At 71.5% G+C, this 26,760-nt stretch carries 30 protein-coding genes; 25 read left to right on the top strand and 5 right to left on the bottom strand.

The genetic code is table 11. The features are described from left to right. Positions 1-49: 49 nt before the first annotated feature. The 9 genes from SM418_RS03225 to SM418_RS03185 all read left to right on the top strand — a co-directional run bounded on the left by SM418_RS03225 (position 50) and on the right by SM418_RS03185 (position 5,299). The gene (locus tag SM418_RS03225) at positions 50-187 is read left to right on the top strand and encodes a hypothetical protein (protein WP_371938389.1); all 138 of its coding nucleotides are present in this window, start codon (positions 50-52) and stop codon (positions 185-187) included. Positions 188-219: 32 nt separating this feature from the next. Then, the gene (locus tag SM418_RS03220) at positions 220-741 is read left to right on the top strand and encodes a DUF892 family protein (protein WP_371938390.1); all 522 of its coding nucleotides are present in this window, start codon (positions 220-222) and stop codon (positions 739-741) included. Further along, on the top strand, positions 738-1,334 hold the full coding sequence (locus tag SM418_RS03215; RefSeq protein WP_371938391.1) for a D-sedoheptulose-7-phosphate isomerase: 597 nt from the start codon (positions 738-740) through the stop codon (positions 1,332-1,334). Before SM418_RS03220 ends, SM418_RS03215 begins: the two co-directional genes overlap by 4 nt. Then, the gene (locus SM418_RS03210; RefSeq protein WP_371938392.1) at positions 1,331-1,534 is read left to right on the top strand and encodes a HypC/HybG/HupF family hydrogenase formation chaperone; all 204 of its coding nucleotides are present in this window, start codon (positions 1,331-1,333) and stop codon (positions 1,532-1,534) included. Before SM418_RS03215 ends, SM418_RS03210 begins: the two co-directional genes overlap by 4 nt. A gap of 5 nt (positions 1,535-1,539) precedes the next feature. Continuing rightward, positions 1,540-2,208: a D-sedoheptulose-7-phosphate isomerase gene (locus SM418_RS03205; RefSeq protein ID WP_371938997.1), complete on the top strand. Its 669-nt coding sequence runs from the start codon at positions 1,540-1,542 to the stop codon at positions 2,206-2,208. After that, positions 2,208-2,477 (top strand): HypC/HybG/HupF family hydrogenase formation chaperone, encoded by a 270-nt coding sequence (locus SM418_RS03200; protein WP_371938393.1) that lies wholly within the window; start codon positions 2,208-2,210, stop codon positions 2,475-2,477. Before SM418_RS03205 ends, SM418_RS03200 begins: the two co-directional genes overlap by 1 nt. Beyond that, positions 2,477-3,601 carry a hydrogenase formation protein HypD gene (gene hypD / locus SM418_RS03195; protein WP_371938394.1) on the top strand — a complete coding sequence of 375 codons (1,125 nt, stop codon included), beginning with the start codon at positions 2,477-2,479 and terminating at the stop codon, positions 3,599-3,601. Before SM418_RS03200 ends, hypD begins: the two co-directional genes overlap by 1 nt. Next, positions 3,598-4,665, top strand: coding sequence for a hydrogenase expression/formation protein HypE (gene hypE / locus SM418_RS03190; protein ID WP_371938395.1), 1,068 nt, complete (start codon positions 3,598-3,600; stop codon positions 4,663-4,665). The genes hypD and hypE overlap by 4 nt, the downstream gene beginning before the upstream one ends. A 130-nt stretch (positions 4,666-4,795) precedes the next feature. After that, positions 4,796-5,299, top strand: a complete 504-nt coding sequence (locus tag SM418_RS03185) for a DUF1269 domain-containing protein (RefSeq protein ID WP_371938396.1) — start codon at positions 4,796-4,798, stop codon at positions 5,297-5,299. Between the two features lie 112 nt (positions 5,300-5,411). Here SM418_RS03185 and SM418_RS03180 read toward each other — a convergent pair whose 3' ends face one another. Further along, complete coding sequence (locus SM418_RS03180) at positions 5,412-6,047, bottom strand: SMI1/KNR4 family protein (RefSeq protein ID WP_371938397.1); 636 nt, start codon at positions 6,045-6,047, stop codon at positions 5,412-5,414. A 608-nt stretch (positions 6,048-6,655) separates the two neighbouring features. On the opposite strand from SM418_RS03180, the gene SM418_RS03175 reads away from it, so the two are divergent. From SM418_RS03175 to SM418_RS03110, 14 genes are all read left to right on the top strand, one after another. Beyond that, positions 6,656-7,654 carry a sulfotransferase family protein gene (locus SM418_RS03175; protein ID WP_371938398.1) on the top strand — a complete coding sequence of 333 codons (999 nt, stop codon included), beginning with the start codon at positions 6,656-6,658 and terminating at the stop codon, positions 7,652-7,654. Positions 7,655-8,180: 526 nt separating this feature from the next. Further along, positions 8,181-8,438: an acyl carrier protein gene (locus tag SM418_RS03170; protein ID WP_371938399.1), complete on the top strand. Its 258-nt coding sequence runs from the start codon at positions 8,181-8,183 to the stop codon at positions 8,436-8,438. A 29-nt stretch (positions 8,439-8,467) separates the two neighbouring features. Further along, positions 8,468-9,061, top strand: coding sequence for an SGNH/GDSL hydrolase family protein (locus SM418_RS03165; RefSeq protein ID WP_371938998.1), 594 nt, complete (start codon positions 8,468-8,470; stop codon positions 9,059-9,061). Positions 9,062-9,158: 97 nt separating this feature from the next. Next, positions 9,159-9,866 (top strand): SGNH/GDSL hydrolase family protein, encoded by a 708-nt coding sequence (locus SM418_RS03160; protein ID WP_371938400.1) that lies wholly within the window; start codon positions 9,159-9,161, stop codon positions 9,864-9,866. Positions 9,867-9,934: 68 nt separating this feature from the next. After that, positions 9,935-10,420 carry a nuclear transport factor 2-like protein gene (locus SM418_RS03155; protein ID WP_371938401.1) on the top strand — a complete coding sequence of 162 codons (486 nt, stop codon included), beginning with the start codon at positions 9,935-9,937 and terminating at the stop codon, positions 10,418-10,420. A gap of 201 nt (positions 10,421-10,621) precedes the next feature. Beyond that, complete coding sequence (locus SM418_RS03150) at positions 10,622-12,349, top strand: acyl-CoA dehydrogenase family protein (protein WP_371938402.1); 1,728 nt, start codon at positions 10,622-10,624, stop codon at positions 12,347-12,349. Between the two features lie 21 nt (positions 12,350-12,370). Next, positions 12,371-14,254, top strand: coding sequence for a fatty acyl-AMP ligase (locus SM418_RS03145; protein ID WP_371938403.1), 1,884 nt, complete (start codon positions 12,371-12,373; stop codon positions 14,252-14,254). Positions 14,255-14,383: 129 nt separating this feature from the next. Continuing rightward, the gene (locus SM418_RS03140) at positions 14,384-14,965 is read left to right on the top strand and encodes a PadR family transcriptional regulator (RefSeq protein ID WP_371938404.1); all 582 of its coding nucleotides are present in this window, start codon (positions 14,384-14,386) and stop codon (positions 14,963-14,965) included. A 129-nt stretch (positions 14,966-15,094) separates the two neighbouring features. Then, a complete protein-coding gene (locus SM418_RS03135; RefSeq protein WP_371938405.1) occupies positions 15,095-15,661 on the top strand; it encodes an ATP-binding protein in 567 nt (188 codons plus the stop codon). 41 nt (positions 15,662-15,702) lie between these two features. Continuing rightward, complete coding sequence (locus tag SM418_RS03130; protein ID WP_371938406.1) at positions 15,703-16,176, top strand: hypothetical protein; 474 nt, start codon at positions 15,703-15,705, stop codon at positions 16,174-16,176. 4 nt (positions 16,177-16,180) lie between these two features. Next, entirely contained in the window at positions 16,181-18,946 is a 2,766-nt protein-coding gene (locus SM418_RS03125) for a sensor histidine kinase (protein ID WP_371938407.1), read from the top strand. Then, complete coding sequence (locus SM418_RS03120; protein WP_371938408.1) at positions 18,943-19,362, top strand: roadblock/LC7 domain-containing protein; 420 nt, start codon at positions 18,943-18,945, stop codon at positions 19,360-19,362. Before SM418_RS03125 ends, SM418_RS03120 begins: the two co-directional genes overlap by 4 nt. Positions 19,363-19,368: 6 nt before the next feature. Further along, entirely contained in the window at positions 19,369-19,803 is a 435-nt protein-coding gene (locus SM418_RS03115) for a DUF742 domain-containing protein (RefSeq protein WP_371938409.1), read from the top strand. After that, entirely contained in the window at positions 19,784-20,413 is a 630-nt protein-coding gene (locus SM418_RS03110) for a GTP-binding protein (protein WP_371938410.1), read from the top strand. Before SM418_RS03115 ends, SM418_RS03110 begins: the two co-directional genes overlap by 20 nt. A gap of 5 nt (positions 20,414-20,418) precedes the next feature. Here SM418_RS03110 and SM418_RS03105 read toward each other — a convergent pair whose 3' ends face one another. Then, positions 20,419-20,904 (bottom strand): winged helix-turn-helix transcriptional regulator, encoded by a 486-nt coding sequence (locus tag SM418_RS03105; RefSeq protein ID WP_371938411.1) that lies wholly within the window; start codon positions 20,902-20,904, stop codon positions 20,419-20,421. A gap of 65 nt (positions 20,905-20,969) precedes the next feature. On the opposite strand from SM418_RS03105, the gene SM418_RS03100 reads away from it, so the two are divergent. Then, the gene (locus SM418_RS03100) at positions 20,970-22,391 is read left to right on the top strand and encodes an MFS transporter (RefSeq protein WP_371938412.1); all 1,422 of its coding nucleotides are present in this window, start codon (positions 20,970-20,972) and stop codon (positions 22,389-22,391) included. A gap of 177 nt (positions 22,392-22,568) precedes the next feature. On the opposite strand, the gene SM418_RS03095 is transcribed toward SM418_RS03100, so the two are convergent. Next, the gene (locus tag SM418_RS03095; RefSeq protein WP_371938413.1) at positions 22,569-23,012 is read right to left on the bottom strand and encodes a MarR family winged helix-turn-helix transcriptional regulator; all 444 of its coding nucleotides are present in this window, start codon (positions 23,010-23,012) and stop codon (positions 22,569-22,571) included. A gap of 185 nt (positions 23,013-23,197) precedes the next feature. On the opposite strand from SM418_RS03095, the gene SM418_RS03090 reads away from it, so the two are divergent. Then, complete coding sequence (locus SM418_RS03090; protein WP_371938414.1) at positions 23,198-24,028, top strand: transporter substrate-binding domain-containing protein; 831 nt, start codon at positions 23,198-23,200, stop codon at positions 24,026-24,028. Positions 24,029-24,078: 50 nt separating this feature from the next. On the opposite strand, the gene SM418_RS03085 is transcribed toward SM418_RS03090, so the two are convergent. Both SM418_RS03085 and SM418_RS03080 read right to left on the bottom strand, forming a co-directional pair. Then, positions 24,079-25,581 (bottom strand): N,N-dimethylformamidase beta subunit family domain-containing protein, encoded by a 1,503-nt coding sequence (locus SM418_RS03085; protein ID WP_371938415.1) that lies wholly within the window; start codon positions 25,579-25,581, stop codon positions 24,079-24,081. A 119-nt stretch (positions 25,582-25,700) separates the two neighbouring features. Beyond that, positions 25,701-26,759: an acetate/propionate family kinase gene (locus tag SM418_RS03080; RefSeq protein WP_371938416.1), complete on the bottom strand. Its 1,059-nt coding sequence runs from the start codon at positions 26,757-26,759 to the stop codon at positions 25,701-25,703. Position 26,760: the final 1 nt, after the last annotated feature.

Below are 26,760 nucleotides of genomic sequence, written 5' to 3'. Positions count from 1 at the left end.
CCGAAGGTCAGAACGCACAGAGGGTCAGACCACACAGAGGGGAGGAGTCGTGGCATTGAGGAAGGGAATCCACATCGGCCCGGGCGTGATCCGGCTGATGATCGCGCTGTTCGCGCTCGCCGTGCTCGCCATGGTCGTCCGGGAGGCGCCGGCGATCCGCAGGTACATCAAGTCCGAAACCATGTGATGGCGCCGCTGACCTGTGATCGGACACCGGCCATGACGACGATCGACCGGCAGCTCGTCGGCTACCTGAAGGACGCTCACGCGCTCCAGGAGCACGTGGAGGCGGCGCTGAGCGAACTGCTGACCACCGCCGCGGACGAACCGGACATCTGCCGGCCGCTCGGCCACTACGCGGAGCGGACCCGGGCGCACACGAGGGAGATCGAGGCGCGGCTGCACGCGCACCGCTCGTCCCCGTCCATCATCCGGGACGCGGGGCAGCTGTTCGCGGCCGTGCTGGAGGCCGGGCTGGGGCGCAGCCGCCGCGACCCGGCCGGGCGGCACATGCGGGACGCCTACGTCGCCGTCCACCTGCAGATCGCGGCGGGCGAGATGCTGCGCCGCGTCGCCGAGCGCGCCGGGGACGCCGAGACGGCGCGGATCGCGGCGGCGATGTGCGACGACGCGCAGCTGATGTCGCGGGAGCTGTCGGACCGGTGGGACCTCGCCGTCGACATGTCGCTCCGGCAGCACGGCGTCCGGGACGTCCCGCCGCCGCCGGGGGGCGACCGGTGAGCGGCACGGTCACCGAGGTCTTCCGGCGGCGCGCCGAGCCGGCGGCTGCGCTCGCGGGCGACGCCGATGTGATCGCCGCCGCGTGCCACGCGATGGCGGGGCGCTTCCACCGCGGCGGGCGGCTGTTCACGTTCGGCAACGGCGCCGCCGCCACGGACGCCCAGCATGTCGCGGTCGAGTTCGTCCACCCGGTGATCGTGGGGAAGCGGGCGCTGCCCGCGCTGTCGCTCACCGGCGACGTCGCGACCCTCACCGGGATCTGCGCGGGCGCGGGGTTCGACGACGTCTTCGCGCACCAGGTCCGCTGCTTCGGCGGCCCGGACGACATCGCGTTCGGGATCTCGCCGGACGGGCGGTGCGGCAGCGTCCTGCGCGGCCTGGAGACCGCCCGCGGCCTCGGCATGCTCACGGTCGCGCTCGCGGGCGGCGACGGCGGGGCGCTCACCGGGGCGGTCGACCACCTGGTCACCGTGCCGTCCGGCGACCCGCGCGTCATCAAAGAAGTGCACGTCACGGCGTACCACGTGCTCTGGGAGCTGGTCCACGTGTTCCTGGAGCAGCCGGGCGTGCTCGGCCAGGAGGTGGTCGCGTGACGGAGTGCACGGGCGACCACTGCGTGACCTGCTCGGACGAGGCGGTCCCGGTCGTCGTGCTGCGGCTGCTCGACGGCGGTCTCGCCGACGTCGACACCGGGGACGGGCGCGTCGAGCGGGTCAGCGTGGCCCTGGTGGACGCGGGCGCCGGCGACACCGTGCTCGTCCACGCCGGGGAGGCGATCGGGGTGGTGACGTGACCGAGATGCTCTATCCGTTCCTGTACGCGGGCGGTTCGGGGCTGGACACCCTCATGGAGGACGTCCGGCGCTCGACGGTAGACAAGGCGAACGACATCGTCCGGCTGCGCGAGACCGTCCTGGAGGAGTACGGGGAGGAGCTCGCCGCGTGCGCCGTGCGGATGGCGGACGCGTTCCGCGGCGGGGGACGGCTGTTCGCGTTCGGCAACGGCGGCAGCTCGACGGACGCGCAGGACGTCGCCGCGCTGTTCGTCAATCCGGGCGGTGCGGCGAAGCCGCTGCCCGCGGTGGCCCTGACCAACGATGCCGCCGTCGTCACGGCGCTGTCGAACGACATCGGCTTCGAGGTGGTGTTCGCCCGGCAGCTCGCCGCGTTCGGGCGTCCGGGGGACATCGCGCTCGCCCTCTCGACGAGCGGGAACTCCGACAACCTGATCGCTGCGCTGCGCGAGGCGTCGCGGCGCGGGATGACGGCGGTCGGGATCGCCGGGTACACCGGGGGGCAGATGGCGGAGACGCCCGGCCTGCACCACCTGTTCGTGGTGCCGTCGTCGTCCGTGCACCGGATCCAGGAGGCGCAGACGACGATCTACCACGCCCTCTGGGAGCTGACGCAGCGGGAGCTGACGCAGCCCGAACCGGGGCGCGTCGAACTGGGACGGGGGGCCTTCTGATGTGCCTGGCGATACCGGGCGAGATCGTGGAGATCATGGCGGACCGGCCGATCGCGAAGGTCGACGTCACCGGCGTCCGCCGGGCCGTCAACATCGGCCTGCTCGACGGGGAGCCGCTCGCCGCCGGCGACTGGGTCCTCATCCATGTCGGCTTCGCCATGTCCAAGATCGACGAGGCGGAGGCGAAGGCCACGCTGAACCTGCTCCAGGGCATCGGCGACGCCTACGACGACGAGATCGACGCGCTGCGGGAATCGAGGATCGACTGATGCGCTTCGTCGACGAGTACCGGGACGCGGAGCGGGCGCGGGCGCTCGCGGCGTCGATCGCGTCCATGTGCGAGCCCGGCCGCCACTACAAGTTCATGGAGGTGTGCGGGGGCCACACGCACACCATCTACAAGCACGGCCTTGAGGACTACCTGCCGGAGGGCGTCTCGCTCGTCCACGGGCCGGGCTGCCCTGTGTGCGTGATACCGATGGGACGGGTGGACGACGCGATCCACATCGCGTCCAAGCCGGACGTCATCCTCGCGACGTTCGGCGACATGATGCGCGTGCCCGGGGGCAGCGGCTCGTTCTTCGACGCGAAGGCGGCCGGCGCCGACATCCGGATGGTGTACTCGCCGCTCGACGCCCTGAAGATCGCCGAGCGGAACCCGTCCCGCCGGGTCGTGTTCATGGGGATCGGGTTCGAGACGACCGCGCCGTCCACGGCCATGACGGTGCTGCGCGCCGCGGCGGCCGGCGTCGAGAACTTCTCCGTCTTCTGCAACCACGTGACGATCCTCCCGGCGATCAAGGCCATCCTGGACTCGCCGGACCTGCGGCTGGACGGCTTCCTCGGCCCCGGCCACGTCTCGACCGTCATCGGCTGCGGCCCGTACTCGTTCATCACCGACGACTACGGCAAGCCGCTGGTCGTCGCCGGGTTCGAGCCGCTCGACCTGCTGCAGTCCGTGCACATGCTGCTGGCCCAGCTCGCCTCGGGGCGCTCGGAGGTCGAGAACCAGTACGGCCGGGTCGTCCCGTGGGAGGGGAACCCGAAGGCGCTGGAGGTCATCGCGCGCACGATGGAACTGCGCCCCTATTTCGAATGGCGCGGGCTCGGGTTCATCTCGCACTCCGCGCTCCGCATGAGGGACGAATACGCCGCCTTCGACGCGGAGCGCATCTTCGAGATCCCGGGCGGACGGGTCGCCGATCCGAAGGCGTGCCAGTGCGGGGAGGTCCTCAAGGGCGTCCTGAAACCGTGGGAATGCAAGGTCTTCGGGACGGCCTGCACCCCGGAGACGCCGATCGGAACGTGCATGGTGTCGTCCGAAGGGGCCTGCGCCGCGTACTACAACTTCGGCCGCTTCACCAGGGAGCGCGTCAAGGAGGCGACCCGATGACCATTCGCGAGGAGCAGGTCCTCGAACGCATCTCGCGGGCGCGGAACCGCAAGGCCCGCCTGCGCGAGGACGCCATCACACTGGCGCACGGCTCCGGCGGCAAGGCCACCCACACACTGATCGAGGCGGTCTTCCGGGAAGCCTTCGGCAACCCGCTCCTGGACCGCCTGGACGACTCTGCCCGCTTCACGGTCAACGGCGCCGATCTGGCTTTCACGACCGATTCCTATGTCGTGTCCCCCCTCTTCTTCCCCGGCGGGGACATCGGCGACCTGGCGGTCAACGGCACGGTCAACGACCTGGCCGTCTCGGGCGCGATCCCGTTGCACCTCTCCGCCGGCTTCATCCTCGAAGAGGGCTTCCCGGTCGCCGACCTGCGCCGCATCACCGAATCCATGCAGCGCGCGGCCGACGCCGCCGGCGTGGACATCGTCACGGGGGACACCAAGGTCGTCGAACGCGGGAAGGCCGACGGCTGCTACATCAACACCGCCGGTGTGGGCGTCGTCCAGTCCCCGCCCACCGGGGAGGTCCGTCCCGGCGACGCCGTTCTGGTGACCGGACCGATCGGCGAGCACGGCGTCACCATCATGCTGGCGCGCGGCGAACTCGACATCGAGGCGGACCTCGTCTCCGACACCGCGCCGCTCAACTGCCTGCTCGCCGACCTGATGTGCTCCTGCCCGGGTGCCGTCCGCCGCATGCGCGACGCGACCCGCGGCGGTGTGGCGACCGTCCTCAACGAACTCGCGGCCGACGCGGGCGCGGCCGTGGTGGTGGAAGAGGACGCCATTCCCGTCCGTCCGGCCGTCCGGGGCGCGTGCGAACTCCTCGGCATAGACCCGATGTACGTCGCATGCGAAGGCCGAGCGGTAGTGGTGGTCGCGCCCGAAGCGTCGGAAGCGGCCCTGGCATCACTGCGATCCCATCCGCTGGGCGCGGAATCCGCGGTCATCGGCCGCGTGAAGGACGACCCGCCCGGCACCGTCCTGCTGAAGACCGCTTTTGGCGGCACCCGGATAGTCGACCTGCTGGTAGGCGACCCGCTCCCCAGGATCTGCTGACCCCCGGGCGGGCGGTAAAGCTCCGCCCTCGCAGCGGGCAACTCTTCGTTTCGGCGATTGCCGCCGGGCGGGCAGGGCAATTCGGATAACGCTCAGGCGCCACGCGCCACATTCATGGGGGGACACAAGAATGAGCGATCTCATCGCCATCGCCTATCCCGACGTCGACCGGGCCGTCGAGGTCCGCGACCGGCTCATCGACATGCAACGCCAGAACATCATCCAGCTCGCGGACGCCGCCGTCGTCGAGAAGCGCCAGGACGGCAAGATCAAGCTCCACCAGATCCACAGCACCACCGGCCGGGGCGCCGCCTGGGGCAGCGTCTGGGGCGGCCTCCTCGGCATGCTCTTCTTCGCCCCGCTCGTCGGCATGGCCGTCGGCGCCGCGGCCGGCGCCGCGGGCGGCTCGATGAGCGACGTCGGCGTGGACGACTCGTTCATGCGCGACCTCGGCACGAAACTCCAGCCCGGCGGCGCCGCCCTGTTCCTCCTGGTCACCCGGGTGACCCCCGACAAGGTCATCCCGCAGATCACTCAGTACGGGGGCGAGATCCTCCAGACCTCGCTCAGCAAGGACGCCGAGAACCACCTTCGCGAGGCGATCGAAGCCGACGCCCGCGTCCACTCCGCCTGATCGCAGGGGTCGAACCCCGTTACCGGAAGGCGCGCCCGGACCCGCCGGGCGCGCCTTTCGCCGGAGGCGGACTACGCGCCCGCGGGGAGACACGCGCGAGTCGCGAGGGCGGCTACCGGCCCTGCTCGGAACCTGGACCGCGCCACTCCAACGAGGGCGAGTGCCAACCGATGAGCCTCCTGCGTCCGCCGGGGGCCGCGTCGACGGCGCCGACCCGCCGCAGCCAGCGCAGGTACCAGTCACCGAAATCGGGGCCGGGGGTGAGAGCGCCGCCGTCGAACGGCAACTCCTCACGCCACACCTGCCCGGCGGCCGGCCCCGTCACGACCAGCCGCATGAAGGCCCCGCCGCCGATTTCGGCGATGATCATGGAGCCGGTCAGCAGATCGTCGTAGTCCATGTGACGGGCGCCGATCTCGTCGTCCAGCGCCTTCGTGGTGACGCGACGGGTGTAGGGGAACGGTGTGGCCAGATACCCGGGCCCGTAGGGCGGACCGACGCCTGCCGAGCCGGCGGCACGATGAAGCGACCATAGACCGTGGTGCGGACCGGCCCCGCCGTCACCGACCTCCAGGACGAAGCTTCGATACGACTCGGGCAAGCGGATCCCGTGCCCTCGTTCGACGGCGAGAACGGCCTCCGGCCGCAACGGCGGCCGCAACTCATAACCGTCGCGCGGTAGCGGGCCGCTCTCCGCCAGCGAAGCAAGCCCGCCGATGATCTCATCGCGATTCCACAACTGCCCCATGCCGCGTCCATCTCATTCGTGCCGGATCTCACGCGACTGACCGTCAAGCCCAAGCGAACCACGGAAATCGATTCCCGGCCACGGGGTATCGGCTCGCCCGAGGCGCGGGGGCCTGGGGGACGCGGTGACGGTGCTGGGTGGGTGGGGGGCGCGTCGGGCGGAGCGCAGGCGGACCTACCCGAAGAAGAGCCGCCGCTGGGAGGGCGTCCGGTCAGCCGCGGCGGAGGGCTCTTTCTGTCGTGGAGAGTTTGTGGGAAATCGAAGGCGGCGTCGATGAATTCACCCATGGAAATGCATGCTTCCGCATCAAGACGTCATTGAGGGCCGGACGGCCGAAGACGGCGTCCTGGTAATGGCGGAGATTCGCTTAGCGGGGTCGTGCTCAGCTATCGGGGAAGGCGTGCGCCCAGGTTCCCGGCACACCGGTGGTTTCTTTGGCTTATTTCTCGCTCGAAGGGAAGTCCGTAACCGGAGGACCGTCCGGAACAAGACGCTGACCTGCTCATTCATCACTAGCGTAATGATCTCCCCGGGGGCGGCCGGACGTTCAGGATGTGTTGAGGTTCGCTGGAGCTTGGGCCCAGGAGGCATGGGTATCTTCGCCGGGCATGACAACGGAGTGCCACCGGCCGATATTCGTTCTCGGATGCCCGCGATCCGGGACGACGCTGCTTCAGCAGATGCTGCATTCGCATCGGCGGATCGCGTTTCCGTCCGAGACGCGGTTCGTGCATGTGGCCTACGAGAAGCGGCACGACTTCGGCGATCTGGAGCAAGTGGATAACCGTCGGGCGCTCGCCGAATGGATCACCGGCGGCGGGGACACCAAGTTCCACGTCCTCGAACTGGACGCGGCCGGCGTCATCGAGGAGATCGTGGACGGGCCGCCGACGCTCGGGTCGGCGCTCGCGGCCGTGTTCCGCTCCTACGCGCGGCAGCACGGCAAGCCGCGGTGGGGTGACAAGCGGCCGAGCTACTTCCGGCGGGTCCCGGCGCTCCAGCGGATGTTCCCGGACGCGCAGTTCGTCCATCTCGTCCGCGACGGCCGGGACGCGGTCAGCTCGCTGATGCGGATGCCCTGGTTCAAGGGCGATCTCCACGCCGCGGCGCTGACCTGGCGGGAGGCGGTGGACACCGGCCGCCGCCTCAGCGCCCGCCTCGGCCCGGACACCTTCTACGAGTGCCGCTACGAGGACCTCGTCGCCGAGCCGGAGGACGCGCTCGCGAAGCTGTGCGCGTTCCTCGGCGAGGAGTACGACGCCGAGATGACCAAGGCCTACCGGCACGCCCGCCGGACGGTGCCGACCGAGCGCAGGTGGCATCTCCGCACGCACGAGGCGCCCAACACCCGGCAGGTCGGGGCATGGCGGGAGCGCATGGGGGACGCGGAGGCGGATCTGGTCGAGCACGTCCTCGCCGACCGGCTGCGCCACCACGGCTACGAGCTGACCGGTGGGCGGCGCCCGGCCGCCGCGCACCTCGCGAAGTTCCAGCGGCTCGCGGCGCACCGCTGGCGGTCGCGGCACGTGCTCGCGGCCCGGGACCGGATCGCGCGGGCGAGCGAGCCGGGCCCGGTCGCATCCCGGCTGACCGGCCCGTGTCTCTGACCGGCCCCTACCTCTGACCGGACTGTGCCTTTTGACCGGACTGTGCCTCTGACCAGACGGTCTGAGGACTGACACGACGGGGAAAGGTCACCCTGTCCCTGGGGCAAGGCGTCTGCAACCCGCCCCTGCCCGGGGGCTCCGGGCGGTTGTCCGAAATCCCCGTGGAACGTGCCGGTCCGCCGGCGGCCGGCCGCCGGTCCGCCGCCTCGCGGTCGCTGGGGAACGACGCAGGTGGCGTGTCGTGGTGCGCCGCGCGGGGGAGAAGCGGACCGCTGGGACGCGCGGGGACGGCGTTCTTCGATCATTATCGGCTGGGCCCCTTAACGGAGGGGGTTACCGGTCAGTAACAAAGCGCCGTTTTTACCAGCTGGCTGACATAATTTACGAAACAGAGACATGGCCGTGTCCGATCGTTCACATCCGGATCGGGGACACATCAAGCTTTTTGGTTGTATCTTGCGTGTTGCTCGTGACCCGATGGCTATCACGATTGAATTGACGATCCTCTGCCATAAGGAGGAGTGTGGTGACCAGACCGGAAACAATTTCCCACGCCGAGCTGCAATCGTGGCTTCTTGACAGGATCGCCTTCTACCTCGACAGGCCCGTTGAAAACATCGACCCGTCGGTCGAACTCGCCCGCTACGGAGTGGACTCGGTCTACGCCATCAGCATCATCAGCGACATCGAGGACCACCTCCAGGTCGAGGTCGACGTGGCCGAGGCCCGGCGCCGGGAGACGGTCACCGCGCTCACCGACTACCTGCTCGAACTCGTCGCGTGATGGGCGGCCGGCCCGAGGACGGGCCCGTGATGGTGGTCCTCGGAGACAGCGTGGCCGAGGGGCAGGACGACCCGGACCCCGCCGGCGGGTGGCTCGGCTGGGCCGGACGGCTGGCCGCTCACCTGGGCATTCCTCGTGAACTGCGGCTCAACGTCTCCGATCCGGGCGCGACGATCGAGGACGTGGTCCGCGACCAGCTGCCGGCCGTCCGGCAGCTGCGGCCCGCCCTCGTGGTGCTCGGCTGCGGCATGAACGACGCGCTGCGCGGCTTCGAGCGGGACGCCGCGGCCCGGCGGCTGGACGAGCTGTTCGGCTGGGCCCGCGAGCGCGGCGCGGTGGCCGTGGCGATCCCGGTGCCGCGTCCCCCGCTGCTGGACCTCTCCCCGATGTCGCAGTTCCGCAAGAAACGGACCGTCCAGCGCATTCATGACTTCAACGAGGAGCTCGCCCGCGCCACCCGCGACTTCGGAATGGCGTTCCCCGAACGGGAGACGGTCGCGAAAGTCGCTGACCCCGAGATGTGGAGTCCCGACGGAATCCACCTGAACCCGAGAGGGCACGCATATGTCGCGGAGGTGATCGCCCAGATAGCGGGAAACCTGCTCGGGGAGCGGGTGAGCTGAGCCTCGGGGGCCGATCCAGCAGTGTGGGAAACAGATGAAGAGACCATTGGCGTTCGCGCGGGTTCCCCAGTCGGTGATGCTGATTCCGCTGGCTCCCGTGCTGGCTGTCCAGGCCTGGCGGACGGTGCGCCGGACACCGCGGCTCGACCCCGCTGGCGGTGACGAGCACGGCTTCCTGGAGGGCGCGGACCCCGGTGCGGGCCCCACGTTCCGCGTCGTCGTGATCGGGGAGTCCACCGCGGTCGGGGTCGGCGCGTCCCGGCACGCGGAGGCGCTGCCGGGCTTCCTCGCCGAGGCGCTGCGCGAGCGCCTGCGGCGCAGCGTCGCGTGGTCGGTCTCCGGTGAGAACGGCGCGACGGCCCGCCGGATCACCGGCGGGGTCGTCCCGCCGGCGGACGGCTCCGCGCCGGACCTCGTGGTCGTCACGGTGGGGATCAACGACCTGATCCGGCGGCGGCCGCTGCGCCGCTGGGCGGCCGACATGGCCGAGCTGGTCGGCGTCCTGCGCAGCCGGTACGGGCAGGCGACCGTGCTGGTGGCCGGCATGCCGCCGGTGCACCGGTTCCCGGCGATCCCGCAGCCGCTCCGGTACGTGCTCGGCGTCCGGGCGCGGACCATGGACCGGATCATGCGGGAGGCGGCCAGGGCGGGCGGGGCGGTCCACGCTCCCATGGACGAGGCCATGGCCCGCGATCGCGGGCTGTTCGCCTCCGACGGATTCCACCCGTCGCCCGCCGGCTACCGGGCCTGGGCCCAGGACCTCGCCCGTGCGGCGGCCGTGCCGAGACTCGCGGCGCCGGGCTGACGGGCCCGGACCGGCAGCACCCAACTGAATGAGACACGTCATACGGCGAGCGAAGGGAGCAGGCTCGGATGACGGTTCCCGGAACGTTCCGATCGGCGGTGGAGGCCAAGGACCTCGCCGCCGTCACCCGCGCCCTCGACCCGGGCATCGAGTTCCGCAGCCCGGTGATGGTGAAGCCCTATATCGGCCTCGACACCGTCACCGCGCTGCTCGCGGTGCTGTTCGAGGTCTTCGAGGACTTCCGCTACACCGACGACCTGGTGAGCCGCGTCCCGAACGGGGCCGGTCCGCCCACCCAGGCGCTGATCTTCGACGCCCGGGTGATGGGCAAGGCCGTCCAGGGGCTGGACCTGCTCAGCTTCGGCGGCACGGGCCTCGTCACCGGCCTGACGGTCATGGTCCGCCCGCTGCCGGCGGCGATGACGCTCGCCCGGGTGGTCGGGAGGCGGATGGAGGAGGCCGCGGGCGCGGGGCAGGCGGAGGGATCGGGGGGAGCGGAGGACTCGGGGGGAGCGGAGGGATCGGGGGGCCCGTCCGGCACGGCCCGGTCATAGGGCGGCGCTCACCGGGCGCGGCCGGGCCGGGCAGCCATTTGGGAGCCGACCGAGGAAAAGGGAGTGGAACGAAAGATGGACAGTAAGGTCCCCGCACACCCCGTGAAACCCGCACTCGCGGCCCCGGCGCTCGCGGAACCCGCACCCGCGGGTCCGGCGCCCGCGAGTCCGGCACCTGCGAGTCCGACACCTGCGAGAAGAGTGGTCCCGGGGCTGTCCCCGGCGCACGCGATCGCCGCCGACCTGGACGGCTATCTCGGCGACCCGATGGACGACGAGGCCGGGCCGTTCTCCTACAAGGCGATCGTGGAGGCCGAGGAGCGCGACGAGCTCCCGCCGGGCGCGGTGGACGCCGTCCGGGCGTGGGGCTTCCCGAAGTACCTGGTCCCGTGCCCGCTCGGCGGCCGGCTGACGACGCTGGAGGAGCTGTTCTTCGTGACCCGCGGCATCTCGCGCCGCAGCGTCACCGTCGCGGTGATGTACGGGTCGGGGCTACTGGCGGTGAACCCGGTGTGGCTGTGGGGGAACGAGTGGCAGCGCCGGACGGTCGCGGACGGGGTGCTGCACGGCAGCCTTGCCTGCTTCGGCGTCTCGGAGGCCGACCACGGCAGCGACGTGATGGCGTCGGAGTCGGAGGCCGACCTGCAGGGCGACGAGCTGGTGCTGACGGGCGTGAAGTGGCCGGTCGGCAACGCCACCCGCGGACGGTTCGTGACCACCTATGCCAAGACCGGCCCGCGTGATTTCTCGCTCATCCTGGTCGACAAGGATGAACTAGACCCGGAGACCTGGTCGACGCTGCCGCCCGTCCGGACGGTGGGGCTGCGCGGCCACGACCTGTCCGGCGTCGCGTTCTCCGGGGCGCGGGTGCCGGCCGACCGGGTGATCGGGCGGCGCGGGTCCGGGCTCGTCCAGACGCTGAAGACGCTGCAGATCACCCGGACGGCGATCGCGGCGCTGTCGGTCGGGACGATGGACGCGGTCGTGCGCATCGGGATGGAGTACTCGCGGCAGCGCACCCTGTACGGGTCGGACATCTACAAGATCCCGGTCATCCGCGACCATCTGCTCAAGGCGCATCTGGACCTGCTGGTCGCCGAGTGCGTCGCGATCCCGGTGACGCGCTGCCTGACGGTCGCGCCGGGACGGCTCAGCCTGTGGTCGTCGATCGTGAAGTACTTCGTCCCCGTGCTGGGCGAGGAGGTCGTGGCGAGCATCGGGACCGTCCTCGCCGCACGCGGCTACCTGCGCGAGGGCGTCGCGCACGGCGTGTTCCAGAAGCTCCAGCGCGACCACGCGATCGCGAGCATCTTCGAGGGGACCACGCACGTGAACCTCGCGAACGTCGCCGGCCAGCTCCCGTACCTGATCGACCCTCCGGACGAGACCGGCCACGAGGACGAACTGCTCGCCGACCTGTTCTGCTGGACGCGGACCCCTCCCGCATGGGAGCCGGACGGCCGGCTGCTCCAGCTCACCAACGAGGGACGGGACGAGGTCGGGCAGCGGTTCGAGGAGATCGCCGAACAGGTGCTGGCGGCGGCCAACGCGCACGCGGCCCCTGGCGTCGCGGCCGAGCTGAAGGACCTCGTGTCCAGCATCGGCGGGCTGCGCGCCAAGGTGGACGACGGCATCAGGGCCAGTGAGGGCGACATCTCGTCGGTGGCCGCTCTGGCGCGAGCCAAGCGGTACTGCGAGCTGCACGCGATGGTCTCGTGCATGCTGACGTGGCTGCACAACCGCCACGCGTTCGGCGGGCCTTTCGCGGACGGCCAGTGGCTCGTCCTGTGCCTGCAACGGCTGCTCCAGCGTGCACAGCCCGACGCCGTCCTGTCGGAGGAGTTCCTCCCGGCGCTGGAGGACGCGATGTTCCGCAGCTTCGACGAGCGGCGCTGGTTCTCGCTGCTGTCGCTGGCCGAGGACGAGTGATATCCCGTGTACGCGGATTTCGTGTCGCTCATCAGGGACAACATCCAGACCTACGGTGACGATCGCTCGTTCACCTTCATCAGCGAGGAACCGGGACGTAAGTACAAGGAGAACGTGCTCGGTTTCGCCGAACTCGACCGCAGGGCCCGGGTGCTGGCCCGCCGCCTGGAGGCGCGCGGGCTCCGCGACAGGGCCGTCCTGCTGCTGTATCCGGAGGGCCTGGAGTTCATCACGGCGTTCTTCGCCTGCCTGTACGCGCGGGTCATCGCCGTCCCGGCGCCGCTGCCCGACCTGGACGCGGGACGGTTCGGGCGCACCCGCCGCATCATCGAGGACGCCGACATCGCGCTGATCCTCACCGACACCGCGCACCGGGGCACCCTCGACGCGTGGCTGAAGGCCGCCGGCCTGCGCAGCCGCGTCCACTGCCTCGACACCCAGATCGGCAAGGACGCCGACCCGGGGGACTGGAGGCCGCCCGCGTTCGGCCCCGGCACCCTCGCCTTCCTCCAGTACACCTCGGGCTCGACCAGCGACCCGAAGGGCGTGATGGTCACCCACGGCAACCTGCTGAACAACGGCGAGGAGATCAAACGCCGGATCGAGGGCTCGCCCGACACCGTCGGCGTCGGCTGGGTCCCGCACTACCACGACATGGGCCTGGTCGGGCAGTTCCTCCAGCCGCTCTACCTCGGCTGCCGGTACGTGTTCACCTCGCCGATCACGTTCATCAAGCGTCCCGTGCTGTGGCTGGAGTTGATCACCCGCTACCGGGGCACGATCACCGTCGCCCCGAACTTCGGCTACGAGCTGGCGTTGCGCCGCGTCACCGACCGGCAGCTGGACGGCCTGGACCTGTCGTCGCTGACGGTCGTGAAGAACGGCGCCGAACCCGTCCGGGCGTCGACGCTGGAGGCGCTCGCCGAGCGGTTCGGCCCGGTCGGGTTCCGGCCCGAGATGTGGATGCCCTGCTACGGGATGGCGGAGACGACGCTGCTCATCACCGGCGCGCCGCGCGGCGGCGGCCCGGTGATCCGCGACTTCGACACCGAGGCCCTCACCAAGGACGCGGCCGTCCCGCGCCCCCGGCCGGACGGTGCGGCACCCGGCGGCACGGGACCGGACGGCACGAGCCCCGACGGGACACAGCCCGACGGGAACCAGCCCGACGGGACACGGCCGGACGGGACACGGCCGGACGGGACACGGCCGGACGGCACGCGCCGGCTGGTGAGCAGCGGGCGCCCCGTCACGCTGGACGTGCGGATCGTCGACCCGGAGACGCGCGCCGAGCGCCCGGAGGGCGGCGTCGGCGAGATCTGGGTGCGCGGCGGCAGCGTCGCGAAGGGCTACTGGGGCAGCCCTGAAGAGAGCCGCACGATATTCGGCGCGCGCACGATCGCGAACGAAGGGCCATATCTGCGAACCGGTGATCTTGGATTCCGCGCGGACGGCGAACTCTTCGTCACCGGAAGGATCAAGGACCTGATCATCGTGAACGGCCGGAATATCCACGCCCACGACATCGAGGAGGCGGCCCGCGCGGCCCATCCGGCCGCGTTGATCGGCGCCGCCTTCGGCATCGACACGGCCATCGACGTCGATGTGGGCGGCGGGAGGGACGACGGCCGGGAGCACGTGGTCATCGTCCAGGAGATCAGCACCAGGGCCGCCGCCGGCACGCCCCTGGACGAGCTGGCGTCCCTCATCAAGGCCCGCGTGGCGAGGGCGTTCGAGCTGCCCGCGGTGAGCGTCGTGCTCGCCGCGCGCGGCTCGGTGCGCCGCACGACGAGCGGGAAGATGCAGCGCCGGCTGACCCGGGAGGCGTTCCTCAACGGGGAGATCACCGCACTCGGCGACGATCTCGAACCGGGCGTCGCCGATCTCCGGCGGGCGCCCGCATGAACGTTCCGACCTGCAATTACGAAGATCGAAAAATTGCCCATAACCAATCCTAGTCAAAAGCATGACTAATCATGTCTTTGTCTGCTAACGTCGGCTGCAACCCTGAGTCAAGGCGGGGAGAGAAGGCCGATGGCGCTACGTCACGCGGTGCTGGCGGCGCTGCTCGACGGCGAGTACAGCGGCTACCAGCTTGCCAAGATCTTCGATTTGTCGGTCTCCAACTTCTGGCATGCCGTACCGCAGCAGCTCTACTCGGAGCTGTCGAGGTTGGAGACGGAGGGCCTGATCCGCGGACGGCAGATCATCCAGCACGACCGCCCCAACAAGCGGGTGTACACGGTCACCGAGGCCGGCGTCGACGAGCTCGAGCGGTTCGCCGTCACCCCGGCCAAACCGGGGATCATCCGGGAGAACCTGCTCGTGATGGTCCAGGCCGTCGACCACATCTCCGCCGACTCCGTCATCGCGCAGCTCGAGGACAGGGCGGTCGCGGCCGCCGCCAAGATCGAGGTCTTCGAACGCACCCTGAAGCACCTGCGCGGCGACCTGGACGAGGAGGCGTTCCTGCGCACCGGGTCGCCGCTCGGCCCGTACCTCACCTGCCTGCGGGGCCGCCGCTTCGAGCAGGAGAACTACGAGTGGTTCACCAGCACCGCCCGGCTGCTGCGCACCCGGGCGGGCACCCAGGCCGAGGGGGGCGAGCCGTCATGACCGGCATCGTGCGGCTCGCGTCCCCCTCGAACACGGCGCCACCCGCGCCGACCCCCCACGCCCGCCCCGGCCTCGCATCCCCGCGGGGCCGGACCCGGGCGACACGCCTTAGTCAAGGAGGCGTTCTCCGTGTCAAGCGAACACCACACCATCGAACTCCCTAGCAGCCCGATCCCCAGCAGCCCACTCTCCGACGACCCACGACCCAACGGCGCACTTCCCAACGGCGCGCTTCCCGACGACCTGGCCACCTCGGCCCCACCGCACGGCCTGCCGACGATCCACGAACCGCCCCCGATGCTGCTGGACGAGCTGATGCTCCCCGCCGAACGGGAGTCGGTCCCCCGGGCGCGCCGGTTCAGCCGGTCCGTCACCGCCAAGTCGGGCATCGCGCACCTCCGCGACGACGCCGAGGTCCTGATCTCCGAACTGGTGACCAACGCCGTCCGGCACGCGACCGGCTCCGCGCTGCGCGTGCGGTTGCTGCGCGCCGGCACCCGGCTCCGCATCGAGGTCCACGACCAGGGCACCGGGGTCCCCCGGCCGCGCCAGGTCGACCTCATGGAGCAGACGGGACGCGGCTGGTTCCTGGTGGCGGTCATGGCCGACCGGCACGGCACCGAGCACACCCCGTCCGGGAAGTCGGTCTGGTGCGAGGTGAGGGCCTGGCCGCGGGACGAGCATCCCGGGCACTGAGCACCCCCTTCGCAGACCCCGGTTAGGCGAATGGAAGTGCCATGCCCGAATACGCGCCCGCTGACCACCCGTCCGTCGGCTACTACCGGTCGGACGGGCGACCCGCCACGGCCGAGGAGGCCCAGCGGCTGCTGCTGGACGTGCGGGGACGCCTGCTCGCGCAGGACGTCATCCGCGTCGGCGCCGTCGTCGTGGTCGTCTCGACCTGGTTCACCGTGGTCGACCTCGGAATCGCGGCGAACGGACGGCCGCTGCTGTGGCAGACGATCGTCTCCGACCTCGCGATGCACGCCGACATCGGGCAGTACACCTCGCGGGAGAAGGCCGTGCGCGGGCACGCGCAGGCCGTCGCCATGATCTCCGGCAGGCTGCGCGGACTGGTCGCCCGCGCCGCGCTGGACGAGGCACGCCCCGAGACGAACGCCCTGACATCACAACGAGCACCCGAGCACGACGACTCCGCCCGCATCCCCCCGACGAACGGGCCGCCATCCCGGCCCGGCATGAGGTTGTGATCAGATGGCCTCGAAGACACCCCGCGACGACGTCCCCGGCGGCAAGGTCCGGCGAAGGCGCCCCATCCGCCTGCGGATCACGGCGCTGCTGCTGGTTCCGCTGGTGTCGCTCATCACCCTGTGGGCGTTCGCCGCGAACATCACGCTCGGCGACGCGTTCGACAAGTACGACTTCTCGACGACGTACGAGAAGATGGGCCTTCCCGGCATCTACCTGGTGAACCAGCTCCAGGCGGAACGTTCCCTCAGCGTCGTCGCGCTGGCCACCGGCGGCGCCAAGGACAGGCAGAAGCTCGGCGTGCAGCGCGCGCGGGTCAGCGCGGTCGAGAAGGGGTTCCGCGCGACGGCGCTGTCGCCCGAGGCGCGGGAGGCGGCGCAGCCGGAGACGAAGAAGCGCCTCGGCGAGGCGATCAAGGCCCTGGACAAGCTGCCGCAGCTGCGCGGCAGGGTCGACTCGGGCCAGGTCGAGCCGCTGGACGTCATCAACTCCTACAGCACGATGCTCGACCAGGTCATCAAGGTCTTCGACGGCCTGGTGACGGTCAACGACGTCGCGATCCTCACCCAGGGCCGCGCGCTGATCGGCATCGGCAACGCCCGCGCCTACATGCTGCGGGAGGACTCGCTCGTCACCGCCGCGATGGCGCGCAAGGGGCGGCTGACCCCCGCCGAGCACACCGCGTTCGTCCAGTGGGCGGCGGAGGGGCGGCAGGAGTTCGAGTCGGGGCTCGCCGACCTGAACGACGAGATCCGCGGGCCGCTGCAGCAGCTCGCCGCGTCCGAGCAGTTCCGGCGGTACCGCGCCGCCGAGACGGCGATCGTGAACGCGCGCGGCGACCGGCTGCCGGCCGAGGCGGCCGACTGGCAGGCCACCACCCAGCTGCTGTCGCAGGCGTGGGGGCAGAAGGTCCAGGAGGCGAGCCTCGCGCTGAACGAGATGGCCAAGCCGATCGGCGAGCGGATCGTCCTGCGGCTCGTCATCGCCGGCGGGTTCGGCCTGCTCGCGGTCGTCGCCTCGATCGTGCTGTCGCTGCTGGCGGCACGCAGCCTGTCCCGCGAGCTGCGCGGGCTGCAGCGCGCCGCGCTGAACCTCGCCGAGAACCGGCTGCCCGGCGTCGTCACCCGGCTGCGGCGCGGTGAGGAGGTCGATGTGGACGCCGAGGCGCCGCCGCTCGTCATCGGCAAGACCAGGGAGGTCGCGCGGGTCGGCGACGCGTTCACCAAGGTGCAGCGCACCGCGATCGACACGGCCGTCCGGGAGTCGTACCTGCGGCAGGGCATCAGCCGCGTGTTCCTCAACGTCGCGTGGCGCAGCCAGTCGCTGCTGCACCGCCAGCTCCGGATGCTGGACGAGATGGAGCGCGGCGCCTCCGACCCGAAGGCGCTCGAAGACCTGTTCCGGCTCGACCACCTCACCACCCGCATGCGCCGGCACGCCGAGGGCCTGGTCATCCTGTCCGGGACGTCCCCGGGCCGGGGCTGGAGCCGGCCGGTGCACGTCGAGGACGTGCTGCGAGCCGCGGTCGCCGAGGTCGAGGACTACACGCGGGTCGAGGTCGTCGTCGTGACCGGGCAGGCGGCGCTGATCGGCGAGGCCGTCGCCGACATCATCCACCTGCTCGCCGAGCTGATCGAGAACGCCACCGTGTTCTCGCCCGCGCCCACCGAGGTGCTGGTCCGCGGCGAGATGGGCGCCAACGGGTTCGCCGTCGACGTCATCGACCGCGGCATCGGGCTCGACCAGTCCGAGCTGGACGCGCTGAACCTGCGGCTGTCGCGGCCCCCCGAGTTCGACCTGGCCGTCACCGACCGGCTCGGCCTGTTCGTCGTCTCCCGGCTCGCGGGCCGGCACGGCATCAGGGTCGCCCTCCAGCCGTCGCTGTACGGGGGCGTCAGCGCCGTCGTGCTGATCCCGCGCGAACTGATCGTCGACGTCGAGCAGCCCGAGGACGAGGACGGGACCGTCTCGTCCGACGGGGACGTCCCGGTCGCGGGGCCCGTCCGGCAGAACGGGCAGGCGCCGGTGAACGGCTCGGCGCGGCAGTGGCCCACGCCGTCGGCGCCGTCGTCCACGGCGATGCTGAACGCGCCGGTCTACGACGCCGCGCCGCCCGCTCAGGAGGCCCCGCCAGGCTGGGACTCCTTGCCTTCCCACGACTCGGGGCCCGGTTACGACGCGACGGCGCCGGACACCCCGGCGTCCCTGGAGGGCCAGCCGGAATTCGACGCGACGGTGGGGTTCAACTCGTACGACGGAACCGAGACCCCGACGTCGTACGGCACCCCACCGTCGTACGGGGCCCAGCCCGGGCCCCCGCCGGCGTTCGACGCGACGCGCCCGTTCCAGGCGGCGGGCCCGCGCATCCCGGCCTACGGCCATGACCCCTACGCCGGGGCGGGCCGGTACGGGGCGCCCGCCTCGTTCGGGGACGCCCTGTCTTTCGGGCAGGCGCAATCTTTCGGAGAGGCACAGCCCTTCGGGGACGCGCAGTCCGCCGGAGACGGGCCGGCGTTCGGGCAGGCGCAGGCCGGGCCCGGCGGGCGCGCCCCGCTGCCCCGCCGGGTGCGGGGCGGCAACCTCGCGCCCCAGTTGCGCGACCCGGACGGCTTCGACGAACCGCCCGCGGCGCCGTCGGACGACGCGATCGCCGCCTGGGAGGAGCGCTCGGCGGAGGCGTCCCGGGACCTGTTCGCCTCCCTGCAGGCCGGCTGGCTGCGGGGCAGGGACGAGGACGAAGGACCGGCCGACGGCATGGAGGGAAGATCATGACCCAGCAGGGAGTCGGGGCCGAGCTGAACTTTCTCCTCGACGATCTCGTCGACCGGGTTCCGCAGATCCGCAAGGTCGTCGTGCTGTCCAGGGACGGTCTCGTGATGGGCAAGTCGCGCGGCGTCGGGCGCGAGGACTCCGAGTACCTCGCGGCGCTCGCCGCCGGCTTCCACAGCCTGGCGATCGGCGCCAGGCCGCAGCTGGATTCCGGCGAGATCCGGCAGACCCTCATCGAGATGGACAAGGGCCTGTTCTTCGTCGTGCCCGCCGGGGCCAACAGCTGCCTGGCGCTGCTCAGCGAGGTCGGCGCGAACGCGGGCCTCGTCGCCTACGAGATGACGATGCTCGTCAAGCGCGTCGGCAGGCAGCTCTCCATCGGACTCAGGCAGGGCGCCGCCGGACCCGGACACCGGTGACCTGCCATGGACCCCAGCGACGTGCCCGGAGCTCCCCGGGGTCCCGGCAGGGAACGGTGGCTCGACGCCGCCGCCGGGCCCATCGTCCGCCCCTACGCGGTGACGCGCGGCCGGACCCGGGCGACCGGCGAGCCGCTCGACATCGTGGCGATCCTCGTCGCGACCGGGCGGCGGCCGGCCGAGCCGGGCCGGCTGTCGCGCCAGCAGCGCCGGCTGCTCGCGCTGTGCCGCCGCCCGCACGCCCTCGCCGACCTGGCCTCGGACCTCAACCTGCCGCTCGGCGTGATCCGGGTGCTGGTCGGCGACCTGATCGACTCGGGCCTCGTGGACGTCCAGCGGTGGTCCACGCCGGCCTCGCCCTCCGGGCAGCCCGCCATGATCCAGCCGCATACCGACCAGAACCTGCTCAGGATGGTGCTCGATGAACTCCGTGCACTCTGACCCCCCGCCTGCCGCCGAGGACACCGACGACCGGGAGGACGGTCCCCGCGTCGCACTGAAGATCCTCGTCGCCGGCGGGTTCGGCGTCGGGAAGACGACCATGGTCGGCGCGGTCAGCGAGATCCGGCCGCTGCGCACCGAGGAGGCGCTGACCGACGTGAGCATCGGCGTCGACGACCTCGACGGCGTCGCCGCCAAGACCACCACGACCGTGGCGATGGACTTCGGCCGCATCACGCTGCGCGAGGGCGTCGCGATCTACCTGTTCGGCACGCCGGGCCAGGAGCGCTTCTGGTTCATGTGGAACGAGCTGTCGCGGGGCGCGCTCGGCGCGGTGGTCCTCGCCGACACGCGGCGGCTGATGGCGAGCTTCGCCTCGATCGACTACTTCGAGCGCAGGGGCACGCCGTTCGTCGTCGCGGTCAACTGCTTCGACGACGCGGACCGCTACGACCCGCCGGAGATCCGGACGGCCCTCGACATCGACCCGCACGTTCCCGTGCTGCTGTGCGACGCGCGCCGGACGGGGTCGGCGAAGGAGGTCCTCGTGTCGCTGGTCGAGCACGCGCTGCGGCTCGCCGGCGGGGCGAGCCCCCGCCGGGCCGGCTAGCGCGCTCACTCGTCCCCGGGCTCCGGGGGCCGCATGATGATCTCGTCCACCCCGACGTCGTGGCCGTCCGCGCACCTGACCTGCGCCGTGACGCGGTCGCCGCAGCGGGCGTGGGTCAGCATGACCTGGCGCCCCTCCTCGTGGGGCAGGTAGGTCTCGCCCCATTCCATGAGGCTGACGAGCGTGGGCGCGAGGTCCAGGCCCATCTTCGTCAGGTGGTACTCGTAGCGCGTGCGCTGGCCGGGCTCCTGGTAGGGCTCCCGGGTGAGCAGCCCGGCCTTGACGAGGTGGCGCAGGCGGGCGGTGACGGCGGATTCGGTCATCCCGAGATTGCGCACGAAGTCGCCGAAACGATTCGTCCCGAAGAACGCCTCGCTGAGCACCAGCACCGCCGAGGGCGGGCCGAGCGCGGCGAGGGTTCTCGCGACCGGGCAGTTCTGCATCGACCAGGCGTCGCGGTCGGCGAAGTGCCCCTCAAGTGCGATTGTCACCGTCCCACTATAAACCTGCTGACTTCGCTTGACCAAAGTCAGGTCGGGCGCTAGCGTCCCTGACTATGGTGAAACAAAGTCAGGTACGCACCGGTCCCGTCCTCGCGGTGCTCTCCGTCGCCTCCTTCATGGCGGGCCTCGACCTGTTCATCGTCAACGTCGCCTTCGACGACATCGGCCGCGACTTCGCCGGGACGCCGATGGCCGACCTGTCCTGGGTCCTCAACGCCTACGCGATCGTGTTCGCCGCGCTGCTCGTCCCGCTCGGCCGGCTGGCCGACCGGTACGGCCGCAAGGCCGGCCTCGTCCTCGGGCTCACCGTCTTCACCCTCGCCTCCCAGGCGTGCGCCGCGGCCCCGTCGCTGTGGTGGCTCGTCGGGTTCCGGGTCGTGCAGGCCGCCGGCGCCGCCGCGCTCATCCCCACCAGCCTCGGGCTGCTGCTGGCGGCGATGCCGGCGGCGCGGCGCGGCGGCGCGGTGCGGATCTGGTCCGCCGCCTCGGCGATCGCCGCCGCGGCCGGCCCGGCGATCGGCGGCGTCCTCGTCGAGGTCTCCTGGCGCTGGGTGTTCGAGGTCAACGTCCCCATCGGGATCGCCGCGGTGCTGCTCGCGCTCCGGCTCGTCCCGGGTTCCCGCGAGGGCGTCACCGCCCGCGTCCCCGACCTGCCCGGCACCGCCGTGCTGACCTGCGCCATCGCGCTGCTCGCGCTCGGCCTGGTGAAGATCAACGACTGGCCGGGCGAGCGCACCACGGTCGTGGTCGGCGCCGCGCTGCTCGGCCTCGGCTGGTTCTGGCTGCGCTCGCTGCGGCACCCCGCGCCGGTCATCGAGCCCGCGCTCCTCGCCGTCCGCACCTTCTTCTGGTCGAACGCCGCGGTCCTGCTGTTCACCGTCGCGTTCGCCGCCAACCTGCTCCTCGGCGTCCTGTGGATGCAACAGGTCTGGCACTACTCGCCCATCAGGACGGGGCTCGCCGTCGCGCCCGGCCCCCTGATGGTCCCCGTCATGGCGCTCATCGCCGGCCGCATGGTCGCCGCTCGCGTCCCCGTCGGTCTGATCACCGCCGCCGGGTGCATGCTGTGCGCGTTCGGCGTCGTCATGATCGCGATGAGCCTCGGCCCGGCACCGGCCTACGCCTCGCAGCTGCTGCCGGGCTGGCTCATCGGCGGGACGGGCGTCGGCCTCGCCCTCCCCACCATCCTGTCCGCCGCCGCCGTCGAACTGCCGCCCCACCGCTACGCCACCGGCAGCGCCGTGGTGAACATGAGCCGGCAGATCGGCACCGTCCTCGGCGTCAGCCTCGCCGTCGCCGCCCTCGGCGCCCCGCACGGCTGGCCCGAAGTCCAGACCGCCTACGTCGATGCCTGGCTGATGGTCGCCGGGTTCATGGTGATCGCAGCGATCGCCGCCCTTGGCATGACCCCGCGCCGCCTTCAGCCCTCGCCAACCGTCCCCGAGCCAGAGAAGGAAGTGGTCGCCGGCACCTAACCCCGCCTTGACGAAGGACAAGAGAACCCGGGCATCGGACGAAGCCTTGACCCGGGCCGCGAGGCCCGGTTCGTCCAGACGCCCGACACCACAGCAGGCACCTCATGGCCAGAGGTGCCTGCTGTACTTTTCGCCCGCTCGCGGCTCGACGCCGGGTCAGGGCCGAGGATCACCGGGTCAGCCCTCCGGCTGGTCCTCCAGGGTCGTCAGCTCGGCGCTCAGGCGGTCCAGGATCGGCGCGAGGCTGCGCAGCTCCGCGAGGTGCACGCGGGTCAGGCCGGACAGGACGCGGTCGGCCGCGGAGGTCAGCCGCACCCGCATCACCCGGTTGTCCTCGGGGTCGCGCTCGCGGGCGACGAGCCCCGCGTGCTCGGCGCGGTTGATCAGCTCGACCGTGCTGTGGTGGCGCAGCAGCAGGTACTCCGCGAGCTCGCCGATCGTCGGCGGACGCCCGGTGCCGTGGCCCCGGACGGCGAGGAGCAGCTGGTGCTGGGCCGGCGTCAACCCCGCCGCGCGCACCGCTCCCTCGCTCCAGCGCAGGTAGCGGCGCAGCCCGGTGCGGAATGCGAGCAGCGCGGTGAACTCGTCCTGGCTGAGTTCCTGCACGCGTGCCCCGTCCATGGAGGTGAGAGTCCGGCCTGTGGTGCCTCGATGCTACTGGCCGGGGGACCTGGAGGGCGGCGGACGCGCTTCGCCGAACCCGTGACGATCTCCATGGGACGAATTAGAGTTCGTCTACCGAATTACCGGGCTGCTCCGGCTTTGAGGGCAAAAACCCGAATGGACGACTCGCTGGAGGTTCCGGGATGGGCGTGCTGCGAAGGCAGGCGGCGATCATCCTGCCGCTCCTGCTGATCGCGGGCTCCGGGCTGCTCGCCGGCTGCGGGCAGGGGCGCGGCGAGTCGCTGCTCGACAAGTCGACGCTGGTCGTGGGCGTTCGGCCGGACCTGCCCGGGCTCGGACTGCGGCGTCCCGACGGCCGGTTCGAGGGGTTCGACATCGACGTGGCGCGGTACGTCGGCGAGCGGCTCGGGAAGAAGATCCGGTTCGTCCAGGTCCTGGCGTCGGAGCGGCTGCCGGCGCTGACGTCCGGACGCGCCGACCTCGTCCTCGCGACGCTGTCCGTCACGCCCGAGCGCAAGACGCGGATCGCGTTCGCGGGCCCGTACTACATGTCCTACCAGGACGTCCTCATCCGGTCGGACGAGCGCGGGGTCAAGGGCGTCCGCGACCTGACGGGACGCCGGTTCTGCGCGGTCGAGGGCGCGGACCCGATCCAGCGGCTCCTCGCCCTCAGCGGGATGACGGCCCGGACGGTCCCCGCCAGGAGCTACGACGAGTGCATGAACATGATCAAGGCCCGGGAGGTGGACGCCATCACCACCAACGACGTGATCCTGGCCGGGCTCATCCGCCGCGAGGGCCGGGCCTTCCGGCTGGTGAACGCCCGGATCAGCGAGCAGAACACGGGCATCGGGCTCCGCCAGGGCGACACCGAGGGCTGCGAGGCGCTCAACCGGGCCATCACCCGCATGTACCAGGACGGCACCGCGGCGAAGCTGATGCGCAAGTGGTTCGCCGGCACCGGCCTCGACCTGTCGATCATCGAGGTGCCGCAGTTCGAGGGCTGCGTCTGACCGGCGTTCACGCGGCGGCAGCGGGCGGCGGCGTGCCGCGAGCCGGGTGCTCACTCCGTGCCGGCGAACTCCTTGTGGTTGGGGCGGGACGGGTGGAGGTGCCCGAGCGGCCCGGCCGCCATGGCCTGGATGAGCGTCGAACTCACCCGGGTGACGAACTCGCGTCCGGCCTCGGTGACGCCGTGCCCGCACGCGGGGCCGCGCATGGAGCAGACCCAGCGCATGGTGCCGGTGGCGAACACTCCCGCGCCGCTCGGGACGGTGTAGTACGAGGCGTCCCCGACCGCCGGGCGATCCCCGCACGTGATCGGGGAGTGCGCGACGATCTCCAGGGTGGACGGCGTCGGCCCGTCGTGGTTGAGCGCGTCCGCCTCCGGGCCGATGACGCCGGGGAAGCGCGTCCCCTTGCGCACCCCGGTGCCGCGGAACAGCCAGAAATCGGGCCGATGGACGGTGAAGGCGCCCTCCGCCGGAAAGCACAGGTACTGGATGCCGATGATGTCGCTCTCCGGTCGCGGCATCGGCGGCAGCCGCCAGTCCTGGGTGGACTCGGCCGGGTTCGTCCTGGACATTGGATCGGACCCGGCGTCCTTGTAGCAGACCACCAGCCGGTCGGCCCCGAGCCGCGTCCCGCCGTACCGGATGTGCCGGTTGACCGCGTTCGCGCCGAGGAACGCGATGTTGACGCCCCGGTCACGCGCCTGCATGGCGCGCTCCCGCATGATGGTCGACCAGTACTCGTCATGCCCCAGGCTGAGCAGCCCGCGAGCGCCGTCCAGGAGATGGGGGTCGGCGTGCAGGTCGTTGTCCGTCGCGTACGCCAGCGGTACGCCCAGCTTCTCCGCCAGAGCGATCGCCGGCTGCTCGTAGGTCAGGTACTTGACCGCGCCGTTCCCGTCGTAGGGACGGTCGAAGCTGACCGCGCTGGCCCGGTCGTCCTCCCCGCCGGACGGCCCCTTGTAGAGGTCGTAGCCGCCCCACATGTTGTACGCCTGCCACGTGGTGGTCGCGTTCAGCACGACCACGCGTCCCTTGCCGCTCGGCGACCGGACGGTGATCGGCACGAACCGCTGCGCGCCCGAAGCGGCGGACAGCCTGATGAGATAACTGCCCGCGGGCCACCCCGACGTGGGCACCGTCATCGACGGCCGCCACACCGCCGACACGGTCCGCGTCGTCTTGGCGATCTCGGCGGGCGGCTGCTTGACTCCGGGCTGGTGCCCGGACCGCCACACGCGGCGCGCCTGTGCGCCGCCGTACCAGCCCGTCCGGAACGCCTCGGCGGTGAACCCGGACGTCGTCGTGGACACGAACAACCGGAAACTCTCGCCCGGCCGCACGCTCACGTGGTCGGCGTACCCTTCGATCTCGTGCTCGGCGCCCCTGTGGCGGACCCGCCAGTCCGGCGTGCCCGGCTGCTTCTGCTCGCTCTTCTGCGCCACGGCCCCCGCGGGCTTCGTGTCCCGGTCGGCGGAACCCGACGAGCATGCCGCGACCACCGCGAGCAGCGGAACGACGAGCAGGACGGCCACCCCGCGCACGCGAAATCTCACGACAATATCCCCCGAAATGGACTGCCGCATTCTCCGAACGGTCCAGTGCCGCCGCTGGTGATTCCCGGGGCGCCATTCCAGGAACCGCCAACGGAGATCAAATCGAAGAAAACTCGGGGTCACAGGCGGCTTCGGACGCCGGCGGCTATTTCCAGGTCCTCGCGGGCGGCGACGACCAGGGTGCGGACGGACGCGCCGGCGGAGGAGATGTCGGCGTCGCCGTCCACCGCGTCGTTGCGGGACGGGTCTACGGAGGCGCCCAGGTAGGCGAGGTCCTCGGCCAGGCGCATGCGGACGGACGGGTCGTGTTCGCCGACGCCGCCCGTGAAGACGAGGGCGTCGAGTCCGCCGAGGGACGCGGTCATCGCGGCGGCGCAGGCGCGGAGCCGGTGGTGGTAGACGTCCAGGGCGGCGAGGGCGGCCGCGTCGCGCTGGCCGGCGAGCTCGCGGATGCGGCGCATGTCGCCGGTGCCGGCGAGGCCGCGCAGCCCGGAGTCGCGTTCCAGGGCGCGGCTGACGTCCTCGGCGGCGAGGCCGTGCTGGATCAGCCACAGCGGGATGCCCGGGTCGATGCTGCCCGCCCGGGACGCCATGACCAGCCCCTCCAGGGGTGTGAAGCCCATCGTGGTGTCGATCGACCGGCCGTCGGCGACGGCGCACAGGGACGCGCCGGCGCCCAGATGGCAGATCACCATGCGGGCCGGGACCGCGCCGAGCAGCTCGCCCGCGCGGCGGGTGGCGTAGGAGTAGGACAGGCCGTGGAAGCCGTAGCGGCGCAGGCCGTACCGTTCGCGCCACTCCGCGGGGAGCGCGTAGGTCGAGGCTGCCGCGGGCAGCGTCGCGTGGAAGGCGGTGTCGAAGCAGGCCACCGCCGGGACGCCGGGCAGCGCCCGGGTGATCTCGGAGAGGGCGTGCAGTGACGCGGGCTGGTGCAGCGGCGCCAGGTCGGCGAGCTCGTGCAGGCGTTCGGTGACCGCGGCGTCGATGCGGACGGGAGAGGTGTAGTCCGTGCCGCCGTGGACGAAGCGGATGCCGATCGCGTCCGGGCGCGGCATGCCCGCGACCACGCCCGCCATCTCGTGGCGCGTGCCGGACTCTTCGGCGAGGAGCGTGTCGCCGGGGTCGAGCAGGCTCACCTTCAGGCTGCTCGACCCCGGGTTGACCGTGAGGACGCGCATC

The sequence above is a fragment of the Actinomadura chokoriensis genome (assembly GCF_041463665.1).
In the GTDB taxonomy this organism is placed as follows: Bacteria; Actinomycetota; Actinomycetes; order Streptosporangiales; family Streptosporangiaceae; genus Spirillospora; species Spirillospora chokoriensis_A.
Note: the sequence above shows the minus strand (reverse complement) of the source record. Positions and strands in the feature narration are given on the sequence as shown.

Coding starts and splice junctions, on each gene's coding strand:
- SM418_RS03220 (WP_371938390.1), top strand. CDS start 220: ATGACGACGATCGACCGGCAGCTCGTCGGCTACCTGAAGGACGCTCAC.
- SM418_RS03205 (WP_371938997.1), top strand. CDS start 1,540: ATGCTCTATCCGTTCCTGTACGCGGGCGGTTCGGGGCTGGACACCCTC.
- SM418_RS03200 (WP_371938393.1), top strand. CDS start 2,208: ATGTGCCTGGCGATACCGGGCGAGATCGTGGAGATCATGGCGGACCGG.
- hypD (WP_371938394.1), top strand. CDS start 2,477: ATGCGCTTCGTCGACGAGTACCGGGACGCGGAGCGGGCGCGGGCGCTC.
- hypE (WP_371938395.1), top strand. CDS start 3,598: ATGACCATTCGCGAGGAGCAGGTCCTCGAACGCATCTCGCGGGCGCGG.
- SM418_RS03185 (WP_371938396.1), top strand. CDS start 4,796: ATGAGCGATCTCATCGCCATCGCCTATCCCGACGTCGACCGGGCCGTC.
- SM418_RS03180 (WP_371938397.1), bottom strand. CDS start 6,047: ATGGGGCAGTTGTGGAATCGCGATGAGATCATCGGCGGGCTTGCTTCG.
- SM418_RS03175 (WP_371938398.1), top strand. CDS start 6,656: ATGACAACGGAGTGCCACCGGCCGATATTCGTTCTCGGATGCCCGCGA.
- SM418_RS03165 (WP_371938998.1), top strand. CDS start 8,468: ATGGTGGTCCTCGGAGACAGCGTGGCCGAGGGGCAGGACGACCCGGAC.
- SM418_RS03155 (WP_371938401.1), top strand. CDS start 9,935: ATGACGGTTCCCGGAACGTTCCGATCGGCGGTGGAGGCCAAGGACCTC.
- SM418_RS03140 (WP_371938404.1), top strand. CDS start 14,384: ATGGCGCTACGTCACGCGGTGCTGGCGGCGCTGCTCGACGGCGAGTAC.
- SM418_RS03130 (WP_371938406.1), top strand. CDS start 15,703: ATGCCCGAATACGCGCCCGCTGACCACCCGTCCGTCGGCTACTACCGG.
- SM418_RS03125 (WP_371938407.1), top strand. CDS start 16,181: ATGGCCTCGAAGACACCCCGCGACGACGTCCCCGGCGGCAAGGTCCGG.
- SM418_RS03120 (WP_371938408.1), top strand. CDS start 18,943: ATGACCCAGCAGGGAGTCGGGGCCGAGCTGAACTTTCTCCTCGACGAT.
- SM418_RS03115 (WP_371938409.1), top strand. CDS start 19,369: ATGGACCCCAGCGACGTGCCCGGAGCTCCCCGGGGTCCCGGCAGGGAA.
- SM418_RS03110 (WP_371938410.1), top strand. CDS start 19,784: ATGAACTCCGTGCACTCTGACCCCCCGCCTGCCGCCGAGGACACCGAC.
- SM418_RS03100 (WP_371938412.1), top strand. CDS start 20,970: ATGGTGAAACAAAGTCAGGTACGCACCGGTCCCGTCCTCGCGGTGCTC.
- SM418_RS03095 (WP_371938413.1), bottom strand. CDS start 23,012: ATGGACGGGGCACGCGTGCAGGAACTCAGCCAGGACGAGTTCACCGCG.
- SM418_RS03090 (WP_371938414.1), top strand. CDS start 23,198: ATGGGCGTGCTGCGAAGGCAGGCGGCGATCATCCTGCCGCTCCTGCTG.
- SM418_RS03080 (WP_371938416.1), bottom strand. CDS start 26,759: ATGCGCGTCCTCACGGTCAACCCGGGGTCGAGCAGCCTGAAGGTGAGC.